The organism is Pseudomonas sp. ANT_J12 (assembly GCF_008370045.1).
Lineage (GTDB): Bacteria > Pseudomonadota > Gammaproteobacteria > Pseudomonadales > Pseudomonadaceae > Aquipseudomonas.
In genome coordinates this window covers 73623-98293 of sequence record NZ_VOBN01000011.1, presented here as the reverse complement: position 1 = coordinate 98293, position 24671 = coordinate 73623, and the positions used below count along the sequence as shown (strand labels likewise).

21 protein-coding genes and 1 tRNA gene are annotated in these 24671 nt (G+C 60.7%); 9 read left to right on the top strand and 13 right to left on the bottom strand.

The features are described 5' to 3' along the window. The first annotated feature begins 125 nt into the window (after window positions 1-125). Together FQ192_RS21805 and FQ192_RS21800 are read left to right on the top strand one after the other, a co-directional pair. The gene (locus FQ192_RS21805) at window positions 126-779 is read left to right on the top strand and encodes a hydrolase (RefSeq protein ID WP_123408357.1); all 654 of its coding nucleotides are present in this window, start codon (window positions 126-128) and stop codon (window positions 777-779) included. Window positions 780-841: 62 nt separating this feature from the next. Continuing rightward, window positions 842-2152 carry an OprD family porin gene (locus tag FQ192_RS21800; protein ID WP_256672327.1) on the top strand — a complete coding sequence of 437 codons (1311 nt, stop codon included), beginning with the start codon at window positions 842-844 and terminating at the stop codon, window positions 2150-2152. A 197-nt stretch (window positions 2153-2349) separates the two neighbouring features. On the opposite strand, the gene FQ192_RS21795 is transcribed toward FQ192_RS21800, so the two are convergent. Continuing rightward, on the bottom strand, window positions 2350-2991 hold the full coding sequence (locus tag FQ192_RS21795) for a hydrolase (RefSeq protein ID WP_149660393.1): 642 nt from the start codon (window positions 2989-2991) through the stop codon (window positions 2350-2352). A gap of 162 nt (window positions 2992-3153) precedes the next feature. Between FQ192_RS21795 and FQ192_RS21790 the strand changes: the two genes are divergently transcribed. Beyond that, a complete protein-coding gene (locus tag FQ192_RS21790; RefSeq protein WP_149660392.1) occupies window positions 3154-4041 on the top strand; it encodes a LysR family transcriptional regulator in 888 nt (295 codons plus the stop codon). A 3-nt stretch (window positions 4042-4044) separates the two neighbouring features. Here FQ192_RS21790 and FQ192_RS21785 read toward each other — a convergent pair. The 7 genes from FQ192_RS21785 to fdnG all read right to left on the bottom strand — a co-directional run bounded on the left by FQ192_RS21785 (window position 4045) and on the right by fdnG (window position 13079). Further along, window positions 4045-4140 (bottom strand) — tRNA-Sec (locus tag FQ192_RS21785). Beyond that, window positions 4141-6045, bottom strand: coding sequence for a selenocysteine-specific translation elongation factor (gene selB / locus FQ192_RS21780; RefSeq protein ID WP_149660465.1), 1905 nt, complete (start codon window positions 6043-6045; stop codon window positions 4141-4143). Then, window positions 6042-7448, bottom strand: a complete 1407-nt coding sequence (gene selA / locus FQ192_RS21775; protein WP_149660391.1) for an L-seryl-tRNA(Sec) selenium transferase — start codon at window positions 7446-7448, stop codon at window positions 6042-6044. The genes selB and selA overlap by 4 nt, the downstream gene beginning before the upstream one ends. A 51-nt stretch (window positions 7449-7499) precedes the next feature. Further along, window positions 7500-8426: a formate dehydrogenase accessory protein FdhE gene (gene fdhE, locus FQ192_RS21770; protein WP_149660390.1), complete on the bottom strand. Its 927-nt coding sequence runs from the start codon at window positions 8424-8426 to the stop codon at window positions 7500-7502. Between the two features lie 4 nt (window positions 8427-8430). Beyond that, window positions 8431-9081: a formate dehydrogenase subunit gamma gene (locus tag FQ192_RS21765; RefSeq protein ID WP_149660389.1), complete on the bottom strand. Its 651-nt coding sequence runs from the start codon at window positions 9079-9081 to the stop codon at window positions 8431-8433. Further along, the gene (gene fdxH / locus FQ192_RS21760; protein ID WP_149660388.1) at window positions 9078-10013 is read right to left on the bottom strand and encodes a formate dehydrogenase subunit beta; all 936 of its coding nucleotides are present in this window, start codon (window positions 10011-10013) and stop codon (window positions 9078-9080) included. The genes FQ192_RS21765 and fdxH overlap by 4 nt, the downstream gene beginning before the upstream one ends. Next, on the bottom strand, window positions 10014-13079 hold the full coding sequence (gene fdnG, locus FQ192_RS21755) for a formate dehydrogenase-N subunit alpha (protein ID WP_149660387.1): 3066 nt from the start codon (window positions 13077-13079) through the stop codon (window positions 10014-10016). It abuts the gene before it with no gap. 341 nt (window positions 13080-13420) lie between these two features. Here fdnG and FQ192_RS21750 point away from each other — a divergent pair, with 341 nt between their 5' ends. From FQ192_RS21750 to FQ192_RS21735, 4 genes are all read left to right on the top strand, one after another. Beyond that, window positions 13421-14566: a MalY/PatB family protein gene (locus tag FQ192_RS21750; protein ID WP_149660386.1), complete on the top strand. Its 1146-nt coding sequence runs from the start codon at window positions 13421-13423 to the stop codon at window positions 14564-14566. A 111-nt stretch (window positions 14567-14677) separates the two neighbouring features. After that, window positions 14678-14866: a hypothetical protein gene (locus FQ192_RS21745; RefSeq protein WP_149660385.1), complete on the top strand. Its 189-nt coding sequence runs from the start codon at window positions 14678-14680 to the stop codon at window positions 14864-14866. Between the two features lie 224 nt (window positions 14867-15090). Continuing rightward, window positions 15091-15384, top strand: a complete 294-nt coding sequence (locus tag FQ192_RS21740) for a hypothetical protein (RefSeq protein ID WP_149660384.1) — start codon at window positions 15091-15093, stop codon at window positions 15382-15384. A gap of 313 nt (window positions 15385-15697) precedes the next feature. After that, the gene (locus FQ192_RS21735; RefSeq protein WP_149660383.1) at window positions 15698-16174 is read left to right on the top strand and encodes a hemerythrin domain-containing protein; all 477 of its coding nucleotides are present in this window, start codon (window positions 15698-15700) and stop codon (window positions 16172-16174) included. Between the two features lie 204 nt (window positions 16175-16378). On the opposite strand, the gene FQ192_RS21725 is transcribed toward FQ192_RS21735, so the two are convergent. After that, window positions 16379-16915 (bottom strand): hypothetical protein, encoded by a 537-nt coding sequence (locus FQ192_RS21725; protein ID WP_149660381.1) that lies wholly within the window; start codon window positions 16913-16915, stop codon window positions 16379-16381. Window positions 16916-17020: 105 nt separating this feature from the next. Then, the gene (locus tag FQ192_RS21720; RefSeq protein WP_149660380.1) at window positions 17021-18943 is read right to left on the bottom strand and encodes a PAS domain-containing sensor histidine kinase; all 1923 of its coding nucleotides are present in this window, start codon (window positions 18941-18943) and stop codon (window positions 17021-17023) included. A 157-nt stretch (window positions 18944-19100) separates the two neighbouring features. Here FQ192_RS21720 and FQ192_RS21715 point away from each other — a divergent pair, with 157 nt between their 5' ends. Next, entirely contained in the window at window positions 19101-19874 is a 774-nt protein-coding gene (locus tag FQ192_RS21715; RefSeq protein WP_149660379.1) for a DJ-1/PfpI family protein, read from the top strand. Here FQ192_RS21715 and FQ192_RS21710 read toward each other — a convergent pair. Together FQ192_RS21710 and FQ192_RS21705 are read right to left on the bottom strand one after the other, a co-directional pair. Then, window positions 19780-22092: an ATP-dependent DNA helicase gene (locus tag FQ192_RS21710; protein ID WP_149660378.1), complete on the bottom strand. Its 2313-nt coding sequence runs from the start codon at window positions 22090-22092 to the stop codon at window positions 19780-19782. The two genes, FQ192_RS21715 and FQ192_RS21710, sit on opposite strands and share 95 nt — an antisense overlap. Next, window positions 22089-23756 carry a VRR-NUC domain-containing protein gene (locus tag FQ192_RS21705; protein WP_149660377.1) on the bottom strand — a complete coding sequence of 556 codons (1668 nt, stop codon included), beginning with the start codon at window positions 23754-23756 and terminating at the stop codon, window positions 22089-22091. Before FQ192_RS21705 ends, FQ192_RS21710 begins: the two co-directional genes overlap by 4 nt. A 170-nt stretch (window positions 23757-23926) precedes the next feature. Here FQ192_RS21705 and FQ192_RS21700 point away from each other — a divergent pair, with 170 nt between their 5' ends. Continuing rightward, window positions 23927-24151: a YgdI/YgdR family lipoprotein gene (locus tag FQ192_RS21700; protein ID WP_149660376.1), complete on the top strand. Its 225-nt coding sequence runs from the start codon at window positions 23927-23929 to the stop codon at window positions 24149-24151. A gap of 88 nt (window positions 24152-24239) precedes the next feature. Here the strand turns inward: FQ192_RS21700 and FQ192_RS21695 are convergent, their stop codons facing one another. Then, window positions 24240-24605 (bottom strand): hypothetical protein, encoded by a 366-nt coding sequence (locus FQ192_RS21695; RefSeq protein WP_149660375.1) that lies wholly within the window; start codon window positions 24603-24605, stop codon window positions 24240-24242. Window positions 24606-24671 lie beyond the last annotated feature (66 nt).

Sequence of the window (24671 nt, the reverse complement as noted above, 5' to 3'; positions counted from 1 at the left end):
GTCCTGCGCGATGAACTTGCATCGCGCAGGGCTCATACCACACACAAACACAGCACATCCACTCAAGATCCCCAGCCGAATCTGCGCAACCATGAGCCTTCACTCACTCCCGTAAGGACCTTGTGATGGCCATTGCAAAAGCAGTTCCCGGCAAAACCCTGCTGACCCCTACCGACCACACCCTGATCATGATTGATCACCAGTCGCAGATGTCCTTCGCGACCAAGTCCATCGATGCCGTGACCCTGCGCAACAACGCCGCGCTGGTGGCCAAGGCTGCGCGTGGCTTCAAGGTTTCGACCATTCTCACCACTGTGGCCGAGAAGAGCTTTTCCGGACCGATCTTCGATGAAATCAAGTCGGTGTTCCCGGAACACAACGTGATCGACCGCACCAGCATGAACACCTGGGAAGACGAGCGCATCGCTGTTGAAGTGAACAAGTTCGGCAAGCAGAAAATCGTTCTCGCCGGGCTCTGGACCTCGGTGTGCATCGTTGGCCCGGCGCTGTCAGCCCTGGACCAGGGTTTCGAGGTGTACTTCATCGCCGATGCCTGTGGCGATGTGTCGATCGAAGCCCATGACATGGCGATTCAACGCATGATCCAGCTCGGCGCCCGGCCGATGACATCGCTGCAATACCTGTTGGAACTGCAACGCGACTGGGCACGCAGCGAGACCTACGAAGAAACCGTGAAAACCTCCATCGCCAATGGCGGCTCCTACGGTTTGGGCCTGATCTACGCCAAAACCATGTTCGGCGCGTCCGAAGGCCATTAAGCAACAACGGCGACTGCGTGACTTGCTTGCGCAGTCGCTGCCTTGGTGGTGATCAACCCATGATGTCTTCTTTGTTAAATCGCAGCCTGTGCTTGTCGATACTGCTGACCGGCACGGCCCTGGCAGATGAACCGGCGCCCACAGGTTTTCTGGACGGTGCGACGCTCGGGGTGTTGAGTCGCAACTTCTATCTCAACAGCGACTATCGAACGCCCTCGCCTTCTGGAAAAAGCTACAAAGCCGAATGGGCTCAAGGGTTTATCAGCAACTTTGAATCCGGTTTCACCGATGGCGCGATTGGTTTTGGCCTCGACGCCCACGGGTTTTTCGGGCTCAAGCTCGATGGCGGTAAAGGCCATTCAGGCACTGGATTGCTGCCGCTGGATGATGACGGTCGCAGCGACAGCAACTACTCCAGTGGCGGCGGCGCGATCAAGGTCAAGGCGTCTCGCACCACCCTGGCATTCGGTGAAATGACCGTAGAAACCCCGGTGTTCGATACGTCGGACAAACGCCTGCAACCGGAGTACGCCACGGGTTTTCTGATGAACAGTCGGGAAATCGACGGCATCAACCTGGTGGCCGGGCACTTCACGGCGTTCAAGAACCAGGACAGTTCATCGGGCAAGGGCGATTTTTTCGGTTACGGCGCCAACACCGAGGCTGGCGGGATTTCTTTCCTGGGGGCCGACCTGTTCACCAACAGCCCGGTGGGCGGTGCGTTGTATGCCTCCGAACTGAGCGACACCTGGCACCAGTACTACGGCAATCTGCACCTCAAGCAGTCTGATATTTTTCTCGATGCGAACCTGTACCACACGCAGGACACCGGCCGGGCATTGGCGGGGGCAATCGACAACACCGCCTACAGTCTGTCGGGCAAATACACCCTCGGCGCCCAAGCCTTTACCCTCGCCTACCAGCAAATCAACGGTGATACGCCCTTCGATTTCGTCGGTGGCGACTCCATCTACCTGGCCAACTCGATCAAGTACGCCGACTTCAACGGCGCCCATGAACGTTCCTGGCAGGCTCGTTATGACCTTGATTTGGGTGAATTCGGCATTCCGGGGCTGAACTTCATGACCCGTTATGTAAGGGGCAGCAACATCGACGGCACCCACGCGCCCAAGGGCGGGGGCTATAACCCGTTCGACGAGGAAAGTGGCGAGTACGTGCCGCAACAAGGGAATGGTGGCAAGCATTGGGAGCGGGATATCGATGTGCGCTATGTCGTGCAGTCAGGGTCGGCCAAGGGCTTGTCGCTGCAACTGTCCCATGTCTCGCACCGGGGTAACGCGGCCCAGGCGGGCGATGACATCGACCGGGTTTATGTCGTGGTCCAGTACCCGTTGAGCTTCGGGCCGTTCTGATTCTCACAAGTCCCTGTAGGCGCGAGCGGTGCGGCGATCCGACTTGGCCGCGAAGACGGTGTGTCAGTCGATGATGATGGCGACTGATACGACGCCTTCGCGGGCAAGCCTCGCTCCTACAGGGAATCGCGGCGGTCGCGGGATTGGGCTGCCACAAGGGCCCTGAGCCTGGCTCAGGGCCGGTGGACGATCGTTATTTAAACCTTCCGCTGCGGAGCCTTGTGCACCATGGTGTAGGCGTAATCCACGCCCATGCCGTAGGCGCCGCTGTGTTCGCGCACCAGTTCCATCACCGCGTCGTAGGTTTCTTTGTGCGCCCAGTCGCGTTGGTATTCGAGCAGCACTTGTTGCCAGGTCACCGGCACCGCGCCGGCCTGAATCATCCGCTGCACCGACATGTCGTGCGCTTCCTTGGTGGTGCCGCCGGACGCGTCGGTGACGATGTACACCTCGTAGCCTTCGGCCAGGGCTTCCAGCGCTGGGAAGTTCAGGCAGACCTCGGTCCACAGCGCGGCCATGATCAGTTTTTTGCGCCCGGTGGCCTTCACTGCGGCGACCAGCGCCTTGTCTTCCCAGGAGTTCATCGAGGTGCGTTCGATGGGCTGTTGATCCGGGAACACGCCGAGCAATTCCGGCCAGATAAAGCCGCTGAAGCTTTCGGTCTCGACCGAAGTCAGGATGGTCGGTACGTTGAAGATCTTCGCCGTTTTAGCCAGGGCCACGGTGTTGTTCTTCAGGGTCTGGCGATCGATCGATTGCACGCCAAAGGACATCTGCGGCTGGTGGTCGATCAGGATCAGGGCGGAGTTGGTTGGGTTGAGCAATTCACGGATGGACATGGCGAGTTCCTTTTGATGTCGATGAGTTGTGTTTAATGAGTTAGCCGCTGCGTGCTTCGTTGGAAGGCTGTTTGCTGCCGGCTTGTGGCTAATTTAGGCGCTAGCGATAAAAGGAACAATTCCCTAGAATCGGGAATCATTGATTCCAAATTGGGGACAGTATTGGATCGTATCGAATGCATGCGCGCGTTTATCGTCACCGTCGGTGAAAACGGCTTCGCCGCCGCAGCCCGGGCAATGGACGTGCCGCGCTCCAAAGTCAGCAAACAGATTCAGGCGCTGGAAGAAGCCATCGGCGTGCAATTACTGCAACGCACCACCCGCAGCCTGCACCTGACCGAGGCTGGCGCCGAGTATTACGACGCGGCACGGGAACTGATTGCTTCGCTGGACGAAGCCGAGCAACGGGCGCGGGATGGTATTGGAGAGTTACGCGGCGTGCTGCGGATCAACGCGCCGATGTCCTTCGGTCTGCGCCGCTTGGGGCCGCTGATTCCGCTGTTCCACGAGCAGCACCCGAACATCGAGTTGCAGCTGGTGCTGAGTGACCAGCAAGTGGACCCGGTGCGCGGAGGTTTTGATGTGACCTTGCGGATTGCGAGCATGCCGGACTCATCGATGATCGCCCGCCTCATCGCCCCCGCGCCACGAATCATGGTTGCTTCACCGGCCTATCTGAAACGCGCCGGCACACCCCAGGTGCCGAAGGACCTGACCGCCCACCAATGCCTGAGCTACGGCTATCTGCAAAGCGGCGTCAGCTTGCAACTGAGCAATGGCAAGGACACGCAACGGGTCAACGTCACCGGCCCGCTGCACGCCAACAACGGTGACCTGCTGGCCCAGGCCGCCGAAGCCGGCATGGGCATCGCCCTGCTCCCGGACTTCATCGTCGAAGACGCGTTGGCGGCCGGTCGTTTGGTGCCGGTGCTGTGCGAATGGCAGGCGCCGCCGATCACCATCAACGCGGTCTACCCGTCAGCACGGCGGGTGCCGCAGAAGACCCGCACGTTCATTGATTTCCTGATCAAGGAACTGGGGCCACGCTGAAATTGGCGGAAGGCAGCCGGAGTCGAACCTGCCCGGGAACGGATGCCGTCCCCCACCGGGTTTGAAGCCCGGCCGCACCACCGGGCGCGATTGCCTTCCTTATTCGTTGGCCTGGGCCAGTGCACTGTCGAGGCGGATCTGACGACGGTCGCTGAGGCGTCGGGTCAGGCCGATCCGATCGAAGTATTCAAGAATCTGCACGCTGCGCTTGCGCCCCAGCCCTACCGCATCGCGAAACGCCACAACCTCGATCACCGGGTTTTCCCCGGCCAGTTGCATCAGCATAGCCGCCAATTGCCGCAACACCGTGTCGGTGTAGAACAGGTCGCGCACCACTTGGTGCAGCAACCCCAGCCGTGCCATTTTGCGCAGCAGCAAGCGCACTGCCACTTCGTCATGCCCCAGGTCACGCACCCACGGTGGATTGAAACCGGCTGCTTCAAATGTCGGCTGTAATTGCTGCCACAAAGCTTCGTCTTCGGCACTTAGGCGCACTTGATGATCGGGCAGATGCAGCCACGGTCCGCTGCTGACGATAGCGCCGCTGGCGAGCAATTCGTCGAGCAGACTGATGAACGTCGTGCGGTCCAGCGCGGAGCCAGAGAACCGACGCAGGCGATCGCGGTCCGGGCCCATTTGGTCGGGCTCCAGTTGGTGGAAGCGTGCAAGGTGTTCCAGCAGTGGCGGCTTGAAAGATTCCCAGCGTTCGGCGCTGAACAACAACGGGCCTTGGCGGGTGTTGATCAGGCGGACATCGCCGGGCAGGACCCAGCTATCGCGAGGACGGTTGAACTGGCGCTCCAGGCGTTGCGGATCGAGTCCTGTGTCGCTGTGGGCCAACAGCGCAGGTATGACAGCTTCAAGGCTGTCGGTGCTGGCGAGGGCTTGCAGTTGAGCCAGTCGTTCAGGGCTGCGGCGCTGGCGGCTCGGGGCAAATGGATCGAGCACGCGGCCGCCGCCGAGCGTGCGTTGGGCGCTCTGGTCGCGCAGGATCAAGGGATCGCCCTTCACCGCGTGTACCGGCACGTTCAGCAGCAGTTGCGCGAACATCCGCTCGCCGGGGGCCAGGCTTGGGCCTTCGAGCAACGCCACACGCCCGGTCACGTCCTGGGTGCCGAGGTGAACGTGCACCGGGTGGAAATGCTGGAATGCGGTGGCTTCGCTGGGCAGCAGTTGCATCTCGATGTCCAGGCGCTGGGTCGGAGCATGCAGCCACTCGGCCAGCAACCATTGGCCACGGTGGATGTGCTCCAGATTCAAGCGATCGGCGCTTAAATTCAGCGCGACTCGTTGCCCGGCGAAAGCAGTGTCGGCCGCTTGATTCTGCGCATGCAGGCCCCGCACTCGCACCGGTTTCCCCTGCGGCCCGAGCAGCAACGTATCGCCCACGTTCACGGCACCGGACAATGCCGTGCCGGTGACCACAATGCCCGCGCCGGCCACGCTGAAGGCACGATCAATCGCCAGGCGAAAGCCGCCAAGGATGTTGCGTTGAAGGACGTTTTTCTGCACGTCGAGCAAGGCTTCACGCAGGGTCTCAACGCCCTCGCCCGTCACACTCGACACCGCAATCAACGGCGCACCGGCAAAGGGTCCAGGCGCCAATAACCTTGATATCTGCGTCCGGACGTCCTCAACCCGATCCGACTCAACCCGATCACACTTGGTCATCGCCACCAACGCCCGAGGGATCCCCAGCAACTCGACAATCGCCAGATGCTCACGGGTCTGGGGCATCACCCCGTCATCCGCCGCCACCACCAACAGCACCAGATCAATCCCTTGCGCGCCCGCTAGCATGTTGTGGGTGAAACGCTCATGCCCCGGCACATCGATAAACCCGGTCAACGCCGCACCCGGCTCCAAGGCGGCGTAGAGATAACCGAGGTCAATGGTCATCCCCCGCTCCCGCTCCTCACGACGACGATCCCCGTGCTGACCGGTCAACGCCTCAAGCAACAACGTCTTGCCGTGGTCGATGTGCCCTGCCGTACCGACGATCACGCCTGCCCGCCGTTCAACTGATCGAGTTGCGCCAGCCATGCCGCTTCATCGTCCAGTTGCCGCAGGTCCAGCCACAAGGCGTCATCGTCAATGCGCCCGAGCACCGGAATCGGCAAGGTGCGAAATGCCGTTTCCAGCGTAAGCAACAACCGCCCACGCAGACGTTTGGACACCAGCGGCCGCAGGCACAACGCCCCGCTCGGCAACCGCGCCACCGGTTGGCTGCCGCTGCCGATCATGCCCAGCGCCGGCACCGCGCTGACGTTCCAGCCATCACCCAGCCGTTGGGCCAATGAAGGTTGCAGACGTTCGGCCTGGGCGAGGATGTCAGCCTGAGTCCGGGTCAGCAGACGCAAACTCGGCAAGCGCTCGGCCAATCGATCCGGATCGCGGTACAAACCCAACACCGCCTCAAGCGCCGCCAACGTCAGCTTGTCGACCCGCAACGCCCGTTTCAGCGGGTTCTTCTTGATCTTCGCGATCAAATCCTTGCGCCCGACAATCAGCCCGGCCTGGGGACCACCCAACAACTTATCGCCGCTAAACGTCACGATATCCGCCCCGTCGAGCAACGCCTGCCGCACCGTCGGTTCCGCCGGCAAACCCCAGCGCGTCAAGTCCAGCAAACTGCCGCTGCCCAAATCCTCCAGCAACGGCAACGCATGCTTGTGCGCCAACTCGGCCAGTTCGGCCGTCGGCACGCTGGTCGTGAAACCGGAGATCGCGTAGTTGCTCGCATGCACGCGCATGATCAACCCGCTGCGCAGGCCGATGGCGGCTTCATAGTCTTTGGCGTGGGTGCGATTGGTGGTGCCGACTTCAACCAGTTTCACCCCGGCGCGGGCCATGATGTCGGGAATGCGAAACGCGCCGCCGATCTCGATCAACTCGCCCCGGGAAATGATGCCTTCCTTGCGTGCGCCGAGGCTGTTGAGGGTCAGCAGCACCGCAGCCGCATTATTGTTGACCACCGTGACTGCTTCGGCGCCGGTCAACTCGCGAATGAGGCCTTCGATCAAATCGTCACGGTCACCGCGCTTGCCGCTGTGCAAATCAAACTCAAGATTGATCGGATAACGCGCCGCCATCTGCACCGCTTCAATGGCTTCCTGCGGCAACAACGCCCGTCCGAGGTTGGTATGCAGCACGGTCCCGGTGAGGTTGAACACCCGCCGTACATGGCTGCGATGCTGGGCAACCAGCCGTTCTCCGGCCCGGCCCGCCAACACTTCTGGCGCAATCTCGACCGCCGCCAGTTGCCCCGACAACACCGGCTCGCGCAGGTCATCCAGCAGCTGTCGCAGACTGGCGAGCAACGCCTCGCGCCCATAGCGCTCGGCCAGCGGCTGGCACGCCGGATGGCGCAATAGGCTGTCGATGGAAGGCAGACGCAGGTTGGACATCAGCAGCACCCGAAAGCAATGGACCGTCGCGCCTGAGTGTAGACGCTGGGCTTATTCGCTTCCGGGGGCTAGCAACAGATTCGGCGCCAGGCGCTGATAACCTTCTTGCTCCAGCCGCATGTCCAGCAACAGGCTGGTCAGGTCGGTGGACAAGGCTTCAGCCTCAGCATCGTTTTCCAGATACAGCAATTTCAGGTAGCTGTTGCACCCCGGGCAGACTTCGGCACGCAACGGCGCCTGATCCGCCGCGTGGCGATCATCGTCGAGGCTGACGTATTCCAGGCCTTTGCTCTGCTCGCAATACACGCACTTGACCCGCACCACATGCCATTCACAGGCACACAGCGAGCACACCAGATAACGCAAACCGTTGAACTTGCCGCGATGACGAATCACCCCCGCCATGGCCGGCGAACCACAGGCCGGGCATTGGCTGAGGCTGTCGCCGGGTTTGAGGTCCAGGTTCGGCGTGTCCAGCAACCAGTGGCTCCACGCCACTTGCAGGGCCGCGCCGAGAAACGGCACCACTTCGGCGGGCAATAACGAATATTGACCGCTGACCAACGCAACGGCCCAAGCCTTGAGCTCACCGGGGTTGGCCCCTAGCAGCGTGTTGATCGCACTTTTGACCGCAGGCTGTGGCGGTGGCTTATAGCGCAGCAACAGCGCGTACAGAAACGGCAGCCAATCCGCCTCGCGCACCAGACTGTCAGCGGCGAACGGCGGCAAACCGTGCAGCTGGCAGACGCTCAACCGTTCGGCGTCGGGCAGCTCATCAACCGGCAGGTCATCGAGCATGTCCTGTTGCAGATGACACAACCCGGCGACCAGCCGCAGGTAATCGGCCAGCGGATGGCCCTCGGCCAAACGCTCCAGCCCCCGCGCTCGCAGGGTGAACAGGTTACGCGGTGGCAAATGCAGAAACGGCGGGGAACTCGCCGCCGCTTCGATTTCGCCTGGCTCAAGAATCGTCGCCACGTGCTTATCCTTTTCTGATCGGTCGATCGGGGTCTTCGTCGCGGGTCACTTCGCGATACCAGAGCTCATGGTGCTTCTTCGCCCAAGCGCGGCTGACCCAACCGTGGACCATGGCGCTGATCGAGCCCTTGATCCAGATCCCGGCGTAGATGTGCACGATGATGCTCAACACCAGCACAAACCCCGCCAGCGCATGCAGCAGCATGGCCCAGCGAATCGTGGTGATGCCGAAATACACGCTGAAGTACGCGCGCCAGATCACCAACCCCGTGAACAACAACCCTAACATGCACAACAACAACGTCCAGAACAGCAACTTCTGGCCGGGGTTGTATTTGCCAATCGGCGGCACGCCCTCCTCTTCATTCTGGATCACCCGGTCGATGCGCTTGAGCCACAGCCCATCGTTGCGGATGAAGTAGTTGGCGCGCCAGAAGCGGAACACCAGGCCGAGGAACAGCACAAACATCACCACCCCCATGAACGGATGCAGAATCCGCGTCCACGGCCCGCCGCCAAACAGGTTGCTCAGCCAGAACAGCGCCGGGTGAAACAGCGCCAGCCCCGACAGCGCGGCCATGAAAAACAGAATCGCCACCAGCCAGTGATTGGTCCGCTGGTTGGCGGTGTAGCGCAGGATCTGCTTGCGGATCATGGTCTGTCCTCCCCGCGCGGATCGAAGGTGTGCACCGATGGATCGACTTCGTGCACCGCCGGGTCTTTGATCGGTGGCAGCTCATCCTCTTCCACAATCTGCGGCCCGACGCGCACGTAATGGAAGAACCCCGCCAGCACCGCCAAGCCCATGGCGAGCAGGCCCAAGGGTTTGCTCACGCCTTTCCACAGGCCCACCAATGGACTGATTTCAGGATCTTTCGCCAGCCCGGCGTAGATCTGCGGCGTATCGGCGTGGTGCAGCACGTACATCACGTGGGTGCCGCCAACCCCGGCCGGGTCGTACAAACCGGCATTTTCAAAGCCGCGACTCTTGAGATCAACGATCCGTTCGGCGGCGTGTTCCTTCATGTCTTCCTTGGTGCCGAAGACGATGGCGCCGGTCGGGCAGGTTTTCACGCAGGCCGGTTCCAGGCCCACGGCGACCCGGTCCGAGCACAGCGTGCACTTGTAGGCCTTGTGGTCCTTTTGCGAGATGCGCGGAATGTTGAACGGGCAACCGGTGATGCAATAGCCGCAGCCGATGCAATGGTCCTGGTCGAAATCGACGATGCCATTGGCGTGCTTGATGATCGCCCCAGGACTCGGGCACGCCGCCAGGCAACCGGGTTCGGCGCAGTGCATGCAGCCGTCCTTGCGGATCAGCCATTCGAGGTTGCCGGCGTCGGTTTCGTGCTCGGTGAAACGCATCAGGGTCCAGGTTTCAGCGGTCAGGTCCTGGGGATTGTCGTAGGTGCCGAGGTTATGGCCGATGTCGTCGCGCAACTCGTTCCATTCCGAACAGGCCACTTGGCAGGCCTTGCAACCGATGCACTTGGTGGTGTCGATCAGCTTCGCCACTTCTTCCTGATTACGCGCCGACGGCGGCACGGTGGTGGTGGCCGAGCGGGCAATGATGTCTTGGCTGGCCATTTAGACTTTCTCCACGTTGACCAGGAATGACTTGGATTCCGGGGTCTGGGAATTACCATCGCCGAGGAACGGCACCAGGGTGTTGGTGAGATAACCGTGACGCGTCAACCCGGTAAACCCCCAGTGCAGCGGGATACCGATGTGGTGCACCACCTGGCCGTTGACCTGCAACGGCCGGATACGCTTGGTCACCACCGCCACCGCTTCGATAAAGCCGCGCTTGCTGCTGACCCGCACCTTGTCGCCGGCCACGATGCCTTTCTCCTTGGCCAGCACTTCGCCGATCTCGACGAATTGCTCCGGCTGCGCGATGGCGTTGAGCTTGCAGTGCTTGCTCCAGAAGTGGAAATGCTCGGTCAGCCGATAACTCGTCGCGGCGTACGGGTAATCCTTGGCCACGCCGAGGGTGTCCCACACCGAATCGAAGATCCGCGCCGCCGGGTTGCTGGTGGCTTTCTTGTTGTTGGGGTGCAGCGGGTTGATGCCGATCGGGGTTTCAAACGGCTCGTAGTGCTCGGGGAATGGCCCTTCGTTCATCTTGTCCACGGCGAAGAACCGCGCCACGCCTTCGGGGTTCATGATGAATGGGTTCATCCCCGCTTCCGGTGGCGAATCGGCCTTGAAGTCCGGCACATCGGTGCCGCCCCAGGCCTTGCCGTTCCACCACACCAGGCGTTTTTTCTCGTCCCACGGCTTGCCCTGCGGGTCGGCCGAGGCGCGGTTGTAGAGAATCCGCCGGTTGGATGGCCAGGCCCAGGCCCAGCCCAAATGTTGCTTCATGCCGTAAGGATCGCTGTTATCGCGACGGGCCATCTGATTGCCGGTTTCGGTCCAGCTACCGCAGAAAATCCAGCAGCCGGACGCGGTGCTGCCGTCGTCCTTGAGCTGGCCGAAACCGGCCAGTTGCGCGTTGCCCTTGATCGCCGCGCCGGTGGCATCGGTGAAATCGAGCGTGGCGTTGCCGTTGATTTCCTTGGCCAGTTCTTCCGGCGACGGTTCGTCAGGGATTTTGTATGGCCACGACAGTTTCAGCAGCGGATCGGGATACGCACCGCCCTCGGCCTGATAACGCTTGCGCAGGCGCAGGAACAGTTCGCCCATGATCTTGATGTCGGTGTGCGCTTCCCCCGGCCCGTCTGCGCCTTTCCAGTGCCATTGCAGCCAACGACTGCTGTTGACCAGCGAACCGTCCTCCTCGGCAAAACAGGTGGTCGGCAGGCGAATGACTTCGGTATGAATATCGGCGCTGGTCACGTCGTTGTACGGCCCGACGTTTTTCCAGAATTCCGAGGTCTCCGTGGACAGTGGGTCCATCACCACCAGCCATTTGAGCTTGGCCAGCGCCGCCATCACCCGGTTCTTGTCCGGCAACGCGGCAATCGGGTTGAAGCCCTGGCACATGTAGCCGTTGACCTTGCCCTGCCCCATCAAATCGAACATTTTCAGGATGTCGTAGTTGGGGATGTCGAGTTTGGGCAGGTAGTCGTAGGCCCAATTGTTCTCGGCGGTGGCGTTGTTGCCGTACCAGGACTTCATCAGGCTGACGTGGAACTTGCTGTAGTTCTGCCAGTAGGACAACTGCCCCGGGCGCAACGGCATTTGTGTGCGCTTGGTGATGTAGGCCTTGTAGTCCTGCTCGGCATCCACGCCCAGGGTCAGGTAACCGGGCAGCGCATTGGAGAGCAAGCCGAGGTCGGTCAGGCCCTGGATGTTGGAGTGGCCGCGCAAGGCATTGACTCCGCCACCCGGCATGCCGACGTTGCCCAGCAGCAGTTGCACCATCGCTGCGCTGCGAATGATCTGCGAACCGATGGAATGTTGAGTCCAGCCGAGCGCGTAGAGAATCGTCATGGTCTTGCCCGGTGTCGAGCAGGTGGCGATTTCTTCCCAGATTTTCTTGATGGCGTCCACGGGCATGCCGCAGATCTGGCTCGCCAGGTCGATGGTGTAGCGGCTGTAGTGGGTTTTCATCAGTTGATAGACGCAGCGCGGGTCTTGCAGGGTCGGGTCGACCTTGGCAAAACCGTCCTCGCCCAGCTCATAACCCCAGCCGGATTTGTCGGTGTACAGGCGTTTTTCCGCGTCGTAGCCGCTGAAAATCCCGTCCTCGAAACCGAACCCGGCTTTGACGATGAACGACACGTCGGTGTAATTGCGCACGTACTCGTGCTGGATCTTGTCCTCGGTCAGCAGGTAATTGATCAACCCGCCCATGAAGGCGATGTCGGTGCCGGTGCGGATCGGCGCGTAATAGTCGGCCACGGACGCGGTGCGGGTGAAGCGCGGATCGACCACGATCAACCGGGCCTTGTTGTGGGCCTTGGCTTCGGTCACCCATTTAAAGCCGCAAGGGTGCGCTTCTGCTGCGTTGCCGCCCATCACCAGGATCAGGTTCGCGTTGGCAATATCGGTCCAGGTATTGGTCATGGCACCACGGCCGTACGTCGGGGCAAGACTTGCCACCGTCGGACCGTGTCAGACACGCGCCTGGTTATCGAACCCCAGCATGCCCAGGCTGCGAATCACCTTGTGGGTGATGTAGCCCGCTTCGTTGGACGCCGCCGACGCCGCGAGGAACCCGGTGGTCAGCCAGCGGTTCACCGTTTCGCCCTTGGCGTTCTTCTCGATGAAATTGGCGTCGCGGTCGGTCTTCATCAGGTCGACCACGCGGTCCAGGGCTTCATCCCAGGAGATACGTGTCCATTCGCTGCTGCCAGGCTTGCGTACTTGCGGGTACTGCAAGCGGCTGGGGCTGTGAATGAAGTCCAGCAGGCCCGCGCCTTTGGGGCACAGGGTGCCGCGATTGACCGGGTGATCAGCGTCGCCTTCGATGTGAATGATGCTTTGCGCGACGTTCTTGGCCTGGTCGCCCTGGCTGTACATGATCAAGCCGCAACCCACCGAGCAGTACGGGCAGGTGTTGCGGGTTTCATGGGTGTGGGCGAGTTTGAAATGACGCACTTGCTCGGCGAAGGCCGGCACCGGGAGCATTCCCAGCGCGCCGAGGCTCGAGCCCGCAAGGCCGATACCGGCGACCTTGAAGAACTGACGACGGTTGAGGTCCATCGTGCACTCCTGATCAGGTGAAGACCCGGTGCTTTTCCGGGTTTTTCTGGACAGACACGGTCGCGGCAGCGTGGCTGCCGGTAATTCAAACTTTAGGCCAGGGTTATGAGTTCAACTATGAAAACCGACCGTCGGCACAACACCAACGTCGCCTGACACCACCACCGACTCCCTGTAGGAGCAAGGCTTGCCCGCGATGGCGTCGTGTCAGCCTGCATTTATGGTGACTGACACGCCGCCTTCGCGGGCAAGCCTCGCTCCTACAGGAGAATGGTGTGCTCGGTGTGGGTTGCGGCTTATCATGGCCGCCGTGATTAACCCTGCCTTCTATGAGACCGCGCATGACTTTCGATTTCGACCAGGTGTTCGACCGCCACGCAACCGGCAGTACCAAATGGAGCCGTTACCCGGCCGACGTGTTGCCGATGTGGGTCGCGGACATGGATTTCGCCGCGCCGCCGGTGATTATCCAGGCCCTGCAAAAACGCCTGGAACACCCGTTGCTCGGCTACAGCGTGGCCCCGGACAGCCTGCGCGACGCCATCGTCGCCGACCTCTGGAACAAATACGCCTGGCGGGTGAAACCTTCGGAACTGGTGTTTTTGCCGGGGGTGGAATCGGGATTCAACATGGCGCTGAACGCGCTGGTCGAGCCGCAGCAGAACGTCGTGGTGCAAACACCGAACTACCCGCCACTGCGTCACGCACCGGGACATTGGGGACTGAACAAGGTCGAGCTGGAATTCGTCGCCCAGGCCGACGGTTCCTACGCCACACCGCTCGATGCCTTGCGCGAATCCCTGAACGGAGGTGGCGCGTTGCTGCTGAGCAACCCGCATAACCCGCTGGGCAAGGTGTTCCCCCGGGAAGAACTGCAAGCCGTGGCCGATATCTGCCTGGCGCAGGACGCCTGGATCATCTCCGACGAGATCCACGCCGAGCTGTGTTACGACGGTCGCGTACATATTCCTACCGCGTCGTTGAGCGCTGAAATCGCCAAACGCACCATCACCCTGATGTCGGCGAGCAAGGCCTACAACATCGCGGGTTTGAAGACCTCCTTCATGATCATCCAGGATCCGGCGCTGCTGTCGCGGGTCAATCACGCCCGTTGCGGCCTGGTCGACAGCGTCAACCCGCTGGGCCTGGAAGCCACCCGCGTGGCCTATACCGAAGGCGGACCTTGGCTGGCCGGGCTGATAACGTACCTGCACGCTAACCGTGATTATCTGGTGGACGCCGTGCGCACGCGGTTGCCGGGGGTGACCATCAACGTGCCCCAAGGCACTTACCTGGCGTGGCTCGACTGCTCGGCGCTGGGGCTGGAGGATCCGCAGCGGTTCTTCCTGGAACAGGCCAAGGTCGGGTTGAGTGCGGGCCTGGATTTTGGGGATCACAGCCAACAGTTTGTACGCCTGAACTTCGGCTGCCCGCGGGTATTGCTGGAAGAAGGGATTGCGCGGATGGAGCGCAGCCTCAAAGCCTGACCCCATTCCCTGTAGGAGCGAGGCTTGCCCGCGAAGGCGTCCGTCCAGTCGATAGGGATGTTGACTGACACACCGTCTTCGCGGGCAAGCCTCGCTCCTGCAAGGGTGGAAGTGGCGCCAATCTATGTGTTGCTGGCGTCGGACGAGGCCATCGGCCCGGCGGGCATGGACCTTCTCAAGCTGGACATCAAGGACGCGGCGAACTGGATGGGCCACGGCATCGGGCGCGTGACTTTGTCGATGCGCATCCGCAATGCCGACAGCACCTTCTCCCCCAATGATTACTGTGCACCGACCTGACGTTGTCGATCGTGGCGCTGAGCATCCTGGTCCATGGCATCAGCACCCAGCTGATGCTGGCTCGCTACGAGTGACTGAATAATCAAAAATTCTGATTGTTTTTTACGATAGCAAGCTATGTTTCCATCCATTTTTGTGCGTAAAAATTTTGAAATTTCCTTGAAAGGCAGGCGGTCACACGATTATCAGCCCGTGTGGCTACCCCTCTTATCAAGGTGAACGCTATGAAGTACTTCTCGGCTCCGGTAGATCCTGAGGCTCGCCGCAACTTCGCACTGGAATGCAATCGTCTGTTGTTCGAAGAGGCGCATCTGCTGAGCCGGGAGGCGTTTGAACTGCTGGAAAAAGCCGAACTGGATGCCGAGTTGTTCACCCAATACCAGGCGCTGCGCCAAAAGGCTGATGTGAAGTTCCAGGACGCGATTGATCATCTGCGGCTGATTGAAGAAGAGTTTCCGTCGACGGAGACGTTGGCGATGTTGCGTGCGAAATCGGCGGGGTTTGATTCTCGGGTTTGAGCGGAATTGGAAAGATCAAAAGATCGCAGCCTTCGCCAGCTCCTACAGGGTTTTGTGTACGCCCGCAGGAGCTGCCGAAGGCTGCGATTTTTTCGTTTCGTGCTCCCCAATCCGATGCCGCGATCTGCACTGAATACCCTCGTCAATTCATGCACCTTGCACGGTACAAATGGCTATTAGCCGCGCCAACCTATTGTTTTATTAACGTTTTGTCCGCAGACGAAATCAGGCACAGGAAATGCTCTTGCACTGTAAGCGACTGACGGCAACGCGATCGTCTGCGCTGTCCCGTGACTAAAAAAGAGGTTCGACCATGAACGCCATTGACCTGTTAAAAGCCGACCACGAACGCGTAAAAGGCATCTTGAGCCAGTTGAGCGATTCCACCGACCGCGCGATCAAAAAACGCGTGGAGTTGATCGGCAAGCTGGAGATGGAAATCACCATTCACACGCGCCTGGAAGAGGAAGTGCTGTACCCCGCGTATAAAAAGGCCGGTGGCAAGGAGCAGGACGTCATGTACTACGAGGCCAAGGAAGAACACCGAACCGTGGATTCGCTGGTGCTGCCGGACTTGAAGGTCACCGACCCTTCGACACCCGAGTTCGCTGGCCGGGTGAAGGTGGTCAAGGAACTGCTGGAGCACCACATCGAGGAAGAAGAGACCGAGATGTTCCCTCAGGCCAAGAAGTTGTTGGGCAAGGCGACGCTTGATGAACTCGGGCAGCAGATGGAAATGCTCAAGGTGCAATACAAGAAGGAAATGACGGCGGCCAACATTGCGGCGTAATCGCAAGGCTGGCACTGAACCTGTGGCTAAAAGGCTTGCCTGTGGTGAGAGGCTTGCTGTGGCGAGAGGGCTTGCTGTGGCGAGGGGGCTTGCCCCCGTCGGACTGCGCAGCAGTCCCCCAAGAGCGGGGGCCGCTTCGCTGCCCAACGGGGGCAAGCCCCCTCGCCACAACAGCTTATTCACCCCTTGCCCCCCTGCACCCTTTTAACCCCCAGGATTCGTGACCTGGATGTAAACCGCATAAGTGCCCAACAACATCCAGAACGTCGCAAAAATCCACGGCGTGCGCACCGAGAACAACAGCGACTTGCGATACCCCTTGTGGCTCGACTCTGTTTCAGCAAACAGCGGCGACTCGTCGTAAGCCAGCCCCATCAGCGGTTCACTACTCAGCAATTGGCTTTGCTTGAAGTGCCAGTGATCGATGATGTCATACGCCGCGCGAATCCCCGGCCAGGCGTTCAACGAACTGAGCACGCCCAGCAGCGCCAAAAATGGCGGCACCACCAGCGTGAACAACTTGCCCCATTCGGGGTTGAGATTGGCCATGCAAGACGCGAAGGCAATTACCAGAAACGATTGCGCCGCCAGGTAGGCATCGGTGCGGTTGGCCAGGATGCTGGTTTCGTACTGGATTTCCCGGCGATAAAAATCCAGGCGTTCCTTGGGCGAACCGAACATCTTGGCGTTGTGTTCGGTCAGGGCTTCTTCGGCCACGGTTTCAGTCAGGATTCTTGGCACAACGTTCTCGCACAGAGTGGAAAACGTTTAGAAGAGCCGCAAATTGGCAAAGTTCAGCCGGATTGCCAGGCGTCCCAAGTCAAAGAAAAAACACATACCCGCTTTTTATTTCATGGCCTGGGCAATGATTTCCACCAAGTGCACCTGGGTAAAGGGTTTGGACAAGCGCGGCAGTTCGGTCACGAAACCCTCAAGCCGCTCGGCATAACCGGTGGCGAGGATGATCGGCAGGTCGGGCTTCAGGCCCCGGATCGCCTGCGCCAGTTGTGCGCCATTCATCTGGGGCATGGCCATGTCGGTGATGACCAGATCGATGGCCTGGCCGGTGTTGAATGCTTCCAGCGCCTGCACCCCGGATGCCGCACTGATCACTCGGTGGCCGAGGTCCTCGAGCAGCAGGCTGGTGCTGGTCAACACCAGGGTGTCGTCATCCACCACCAGCACGGACAGCCCCGGAACCGGCGACATCGCTGACACTTCAGTGGCCGGTTTGGCCATCGAACCCGGCGTGGCAACCGGTAGCCAGAGTTCGGCCGTGGTGCCGACGTTTTTCTCGCTCTTGAGAATAAAGCGCCCGCCCAGTTGCGCGATAAAACCATGGACCATCGACAAACCCAGGCCCGTGCCTTTACCGACGCCTTTGGTGGTGAAGAACGGATCGGTCGCCGACGCCAGGGTGGCCAGGTCCATACCCTCCCCGGTGTCCGTGACCGACAGACACACATAGCGGCCGGCCGGCAAGGATGACCGGGCCGGGTCGCTGACCACCTCGGACCGGGCGCTGATGACCATTTTCCCGCCATCGGGCATAGCGTCCCGGGCGTTCGTCGCCAGGTTCAACACCGCCAGTTCGAGTTGGTTAATGTCAGCCAGCGCGGGTTCGAGATCCCCAGCAAAGCGGGTTTCCAGCGCCACTGACGGTCCCAGGGAACTGCGTAACAGCCCGGTGATGCCGTGGATCAGCGCGGGTATTTCCACCGGTTCGGTCTTGAGTTCCTGTCGCCGGGCGAAGGCCAGCATGCGTTGGGTCAGGGACACACCACGCAATGCGCCCTGGGTCGCGTTATCCAGCAAACGAACGATCTTCGGCTCATCCCCCACCCGTTTGCGCACGATTTCCAGGTTACCCAGGATCACCGTCAACAGGTTGTTGAAGTCGTGGGCGATCCCCCCACTGAGTTGGCCGATGGCCTGCATTTTTTGCGCCTGGAACAACGCTTCACGGGTTTGCTCCAGGGCATGCTGTGCCTGGGTTACTTCGGTAATGTCCCGGGTGATCTTGGCAAAACCGAGCAGCGTCCCCGTCTCACCCCAGATCGGGTCCACCACCACGTGCGCGAAAAACTGCGTACCGTCCTTGCGCACGCGCCAGGCCTTCTTTTCAAATCGACCTTCCCGCGCAGCCGTCTCCAGCGCCCGTTGCGGTTCGCCGGCTTCGCGGTCTTCCGGGGTGTAGAAAATCGAAAAATGCTTGCCGATCACTTCTTCGGGCAGGTAGCCCTTGATGCGCTGGGCGCCAAGGTTCCAGTTGGTCAGGTAGCCGCTCGCGTCGAGCATGTAGATGGCGTAGTCCGTGACGCTCTGCACCAGCAGGCGAAACTGCTGCTCGCTTTGCTTGAGGGTTTCTTCGGCCATCTTGCGGTCGGTCAGGTCCCGGGTGATCTTGGCGAAACCCAGCAACGTGCCCGAGGGGTCGATGATCGGGTCGATCACCACGTGGGACCAGAAGTGCGTGCCGTCCTTGCGCACCCGCCAGCCTTCGCCTTCGAAGCGCCCTTCCCTGATGGCCGTGTCCAGCGCGCGTTGCGGCAGCCCGGCCAGGCGATCCGGTTCGGTGTAGAACCGCGAGAAATGCTGGCCCAGAATCTCCGCTTCCTCGTAGCCTTTGAAGCGTTTGGCCCCGGCGTTCCAGCTGGTAATGATGCCATCGGGGTCGATCATGTAGATCGCATAGTCCACCACAGCATCGATCAACAGACGGAATCGGCTGTCCTCGATAGCACTGGCTTTTGTCCGATCTGCACTCATTGATCCATCCCGGCATTATTGTTTGGTGGAGTATGCGACAAACCACAGGATTGGAAAGCCGCAATAAACAGACTTTGGATGGGCGTGGTGGAGCGCCAGTCACAGACCACCTATTCTCGACGCCAACGGCCACTTCTGGCCAAGGAAGATGCTCTCGATGATTCTGATCCTGTTGCCGACCCGCGATTACGACCCGACTGAAAGCAGCGTGCCCTGGCAAGCCATGCGCCAGGCCGGGATCGAGGTGCGTTTCGCCACGCCCGAGGGACGGCCCGCCTTCGCCGACCCACGCCTGGTGGACAAGGGCTTCGGCCTGTTGAACCCGTTGCTGATGACACGCAAACCCGACCTCGCCAACTACGCCCGGATGATCGAGGACGCAGCCTTCCTCCAGCCATTGGCCTACGCCGATGTCGACCCGGCGCAATTTGCCGGCCTGCTGATTCCCGGCGGCCACGCCAAAGGCATGCGCAGCCTGCTGGAGTCCGGACAGGCCCGGCGCATTGCCCGGCACTTTTTCCAGACCGACAAACCGGTAGCCGCCGTGTGCCATGGCGTGCTGTTGCTGGCCCGCACCCTGGCCCTGGCCACCGGGCGGCCGGTGATCGATGGGTACAAGGTCACCGCACTGGTGGCCGGCACCATGGAAATGCCGGCCTGGTTCCTCACCGGCCTGTGGCTGGGGCGCTATTACCGCACCTATCGGGATACCGTCGAAGCCGAAGTGCGCGCCGCCCTGCGCCAACCGGCGGATTTCCAGCGTGGCCCTTGGTTGTCCAGCCGTGATTCGGCGGACAAGCCGGAACGCGGCTTCGTGGTCCGCGACCGCCAATTGCTCACCGCTCGCTGGCCAGGGGACTGTCATCGCTTTGCCGCCGAATGGCTGCGCCTGCTGGATGAACAGACCACCAGCTCGGCAGCAACTGCCTGACCTTGCTCTCACCAAAGCGGTCATCGATCAGCATCACCACGCCCTGGTCCTGCTGGGTGCGGATCACTCGCCCGGCGGCCTGCACGACTTTCTGCACGCCGGGGTACAGATAGGTGTAGTCGTATCCCGCGCCGAAAATCGCCGCCATGCGGTGTTTCATTTGTTCGTTGACCGGGTTCAGTTGCGCCAGTCCCAGGGTGGCAATAAAGGCACCGATCAGCCGTGCGCCCGGCAGGTCGATGCCTTCGCCAAATGCCCCGCCCAATACCGCGAAACCAACGCCCTGGCTGTGAGTGGTGAATTGGTCGAGAAAGTCCTGGCGCTGACTTTCGGCCATGCCTCGGGACTGTGACCACAACGTGATATGCGGATGCCGCTCGGCCAGCAACTGCGCCACTTGTTGCAAATAATCGAAGCTGCTGAAAAACGCCAGGTAGTTGCCGGGGCGCTCGCTGAACTGCCGGGCGATCAGCTCGACAATCGGCCCGAGGGACGCCTGACGGTGTACGAAACGCGTTGAGATCTGGCTGACGATGCTGACGTGCAACTGATCGGCATGGAACGGCGACTCCACGTCGATGCACACGGTATTCGCCGGCGTGCCGAGCAAGTCGGCGTAGTAATGCCGAGGGCTCAGGGTCGCGGAAAACAGCACCGTGCTGCGCGCTGCCGTCAGGCGCGGGCGGATAAACCCGGCAGGCACCACGTTGCGCAGGCACAGCTGCGAAAGGTTGCGCTTGCGTTCGAGGTCGCGCTTGCTGATATCGAACAGGAACTGTTCGTCGAACAGCTCGGCCACTCGGCCGAATTGCAGGATGTCGAAGTAGAAATTCTGCAAGGCACTGTCCAGGCCCTGGGGATGGTCGTTCAGGTAGTCGCCGATGCTCGCGCTGCACGAGGACAAGGCTTGCAGGAGTTTTTCCGGGGCCTTGTCGTAGGCCTGATAGGGGCTCAGTTGCAGGTCATGCAGGGCGTTCCATTCGCGATTGACCCGTTGCAGGGATTTCTTCAATGGCTCAGGCGCGGTTTTGCGCACGTTATTGAGTGTCGCTTGATCAAGGCTGGCGCTGTACATCTGCCGGCCGCGCTCAACCAGGTTGTGCGCCTCGTCCACCAGCACCGCGACCCGCCAGTTGTTGGCCTGGGCCAGGCCGAACAACAAGGCGCTGAAGTCGAAGTAATAGTTGTAGTCGGCGACCACCACGTCCGCCCAGCGCGCCATTTCCTGGCTCAGGTAATAAGGGCAAACGGTGTGTTGCAGCGCCACTTCCCGCAAGGCGCTCTGGTTCAACAGACTCAATTGGCTGGCAGCCTGGCGCGCGGCAGGCAAACGATCGTAGAAGCCTTGGGCCAACGGGCAGGATTCGCCATGGCAAGCCTTGTCCGGGTGTTCGCAGGCCTTGTCCCGGGCGATCATCTCCAGCACGCGCAACGGTGGCGCGCCGGCGCTGTCGAGGATCACCTGCGCCGCATCCAGCGCCAGTTTGCGTCCCGGGGTTTTCGCCGTGAGGAAAAACACCTTGTCCAGTTGCTGCGGCGCCAGGGCCTTGAGCATCGGGAACAGCGTGCCGACGGTCTTGCCGATCCCGGTGGGCGCCTGCGCCATCAGGCAGCGGCCGGTGCTGACGGCTTTGAACACCGATTCGGCCAGATGCCGTTGCCCCGGACGAAACCCGGCATGGGGAAACGCCAACCCCTGCGCCGCTTGATTACGCGCGTCGCGATGGGCCATTTCCTGCTCGGCCCAATGCAGGAACAACCGGCAATGCTGCTCGAAGAACGCCCCCAGTTCATCGGCGCTGAACCCCTCGACCAGGCAGGTTTCCTTTTCGCTGACGATGTCGAAGTACACCAGCGCCAGGTTGATCTGTTGCAGGTGCAACTTCTGGCACATCAACCAGCCATAGATCTTGGCCTGGGCCCAGTGCAACTGGCGGTGGTTAGCCGGTTGCTTGCTCAAGTCGCCGCGATAGGTTTTGACTTCTTCCAGGCAGTTTTGCGCCGGGTCGTAGCCGTCCGCCCTGCCCTTGACCTTCAAGGTTTGATACAGCCCCTCCAGGGCGACTTCGCTTTGGTAGTTGTCGTTGCGCCGTGATGCGACAGTGCGATGGCCGACGATGCCTTCCAGCGCGGTCGGTGAGGGGGTGAAACGAAGGTCGAGGTCACCAACCTTGGCGGTGAATTCACACAACGCCCGCACCGCGATGCTGTAGCTCAAGCGCTCTGCTCCGCCCATTGCACGTAGCAGACGGCAATCGGCATCTGGTGTTCGTGGCAGAACTCGATCCAGCGCAATTGGTTGTCTTGCAGGCGATCGCCGGGGCCTTTGACTTCGATCATGCGGTAGGTCTTGTCCTGCGGCCAGAACTGGATCAGGTCCGGCATGCCGGCGCGATTGGCCTTGATGTCCAGCAACAAGCGATTGAACCAGTGCTTGAGGTGCTCGGCTGGCAGGCAATCCAGCGCCTGATCGAGCAAGTCCTCGGTCAGCGCGCCCCAGAACACGAACGGCGACTGCACGCCCCACTTGCCCAGGTAGCGCCCGCGGATGGTCTGGCGGTAGCGTCCGTCATCCAGCTCCGCGAGGCAGGCCTGGAACACATCGGCACGACGGTGATGAAAGTCTTCATTGAGCAGGTCCACGGGCCCGCGCTGGAACGGGTGGAAAAACGCCCCGGGCAACGGCGCGAAGATCGCTGGCCAGCAGAGCAAGCCGAACAGCGAGTTGATCAGGCTGTTCTCGACGTAATGCACCGGCGCCGTTTCTTCGGCCAGATGGGCCTGAACGTAATACTCCACAGACAGCGCCAGATCGGTGCGGGGCAGTTGCAGATCCAGCCGTTCCATGACTAGCGGGCCTGCGCGCTTTATCGGCGGCCCACCCAGTTTGCGTCGCAGCCTTGGCAGCACCCGCAACAGTTGTTGCTGTTCGGCGGCGCTTTCCGGTGACAACTCGGCGATGACCGCCAGTTCCAGTGCCAACGCGTATTCAGCACAACGCTCCAGCACCCGAATCAATCGCAGGCGCGCGCCGGGATAGTCACATTCGCGGTAAATGCCCAGGGCGGTGGGGAAATCGGCGATGCGTTCACAATACTGGCCGATCTGGAACAACAACTTGGCCCGACGCCGTTGCAGCCAGGGATTGCTTAGCGCCAATGCGTTGATTTGCTCGACAACGGCCCCCACCTCTTCACCCGCCTCGAAACGCTGCTGACACTCGTGGAGGAACACACAGGCGTCCACGTCATCACGGCTGCACAGGCCACGGGAATCATCGCAGAACTCAACTTTTTCATAGGCAAAGATGCCAAGGTCCGCCAGCACGAACTCCGACCAGTCCTGGTAGAGATTGCCGAAGAACATCAGGCGCAACCGGTCACACAGACCCATGATGGTCAGGCTGAACAAGCGGTCATTCAGGGTCGGGCACCACTGCGCGAAACGGCGGGACTCGGGAAACTGCTCACTGAGCAGCGGCAACCAATCGGCCTTCTTGCCCTTGGGCTGGTCGATGGCGTGCCCCAGGCATTGCAGGATTTCGGCCTTGAGCAAGACATCGAACAGTTCTTCGATTAATAACGGCGCCTGCTCATCGATCCAGCCCAATTGCAGTAAGGGGCCAGCCGCAAGGGCGGTATCCCCGATTTCGACGTAATGAAGTTTGCCGGCCCGGAAATGCAGGCCCTTGCGCATCACCATCCGCACCAGCAGCGCCCGGGACTCCCTTGGCAAACGGTGGAACTCGGCGATGAAGCGCTGTTCGTCCGGGCTCAACACATCGGCATAGCGATGCTCAAGCCAATCAAGCACTTGCATGAAGTTGTTCAAGTAATAGAACGGGTCGTCGAGCGGGTTTGCAGTCACAGGAAAAAGGACCATGGCGAGCGAGTACTGGTTATGCGTACAGATACCAGCTCCACCCGGTTCGGCGCAAACGGAAAAGGATGGGCGGCGCGGCGAACTGGATCTTTTTCGGGTGGCCATCGAACTTTCCGGCAATCCGTGGCACCAACCGCCATAGCGCTTATTTTTTGATCAAGGAGATAAATATGAATATCAAGACCCTGGGCCTGCCCCTGGCCGTAGCAGCCTTTCTGGCCCTGGCCGGTTGCTCCACGCCAACGGTGGTGACCCTGCAGAATGGCACCCAGTATTTGACCAAGGACATGCCGAAAACCAAGACCAAGGATGGCTTCTACGAGTTCGAGGATATTTCCGGGGCGAACGTGAAGGTCAATGCCAATGATGTGGCGACGGTGCGCAAGGAAGATTAAAAGACCGCGTTATCGTTGATCGCGGGCAAGCCTTGCTCTTGTAGGAGCGAGCTTGCCCGCGAAGAGGCCCGTCAAATCACTACAAATTTCAAGGCATTCCCGGAATGCCGGTATCGCAAACGAAATAGCGCTCCCCGCGCTTGATCAGCTCCGCCCGCAGCTTCTGACAACGGTCATATTCCTGCTGCACGGAATTATCGATGCTGATGTTGCCGGTCACTGGCGGCTTGTTCCCGTCGCCGATCCGGATCGTCGCCCAAGGCTGCTCCGGCTCAATCTGAAAACGGCTTTTCTCTTCGACCGGTGCCTGGGTTTCGATGGCGGCCGGTTTCGGCAACTCATCCGGCGTCATGCCATAACGGCTCAAAATCGAGCCGTGAGGCAGTTCTGCGGCGGCGTTTGCCGATAACACGGCCAAAGCCAACCCCAAGACAACCGTTTTGCTGTTACTCACGTGGCTGAATCTCCTGTACTCAATGGCGGCATGCCGCGGGTGCGTTGTAGAAATAACGCAGAAGTG